At 42.0% G+C, this 407-nt stretch carries 1 pseudogene; it reads right to left on the bottom strand.

The annotated features are described in order from the left end of the window. Nucleotides 1-407 (bottom strand): annotated as a pseudogene (locus HC176_RS17040) (peptidoglycan synthetase); the annotation flags it as partial.

The following is a 407-nucleotide window of genomic DNA, read 5'->3' on the forward strand; positions in this document are numbered from 1 at the left end:
ATGGGAGAAGAAAGGTATTCATCTCCTTCCAGCACGATAAAGTCATTTTCTTTGGTTAAATGTACCATGGTGTCAAAACCTTCGAGCTGTGCGCCTACCATGTAATCCACCTCTTTTTGATGATATTTTAGCACATGCAGGACCATAGAAGTAATAGTGGTTTTTCCATGGGAACCGCCAATAACCACGCGGGTCTTCTCCTTTGACTGCTCATATAGGAACTCGGGATAGGAGTAAACGGGAATAATTAACTACTTTGATTTTTGAAGTTCAGGATTATCCTCACGTGCGTTCATTCCGAGAATGACAGCATCAAGATTAGTAGTTATTTTTTCGGGAAACCATCCCATTTCTTTAGGAAGTAAGCCTTTTTGTGCGAGTCGGGTACGCGAGGGTTCATAAACAGC

This window comes from Tamlana crocina (genome assembly GCF_012037625.1).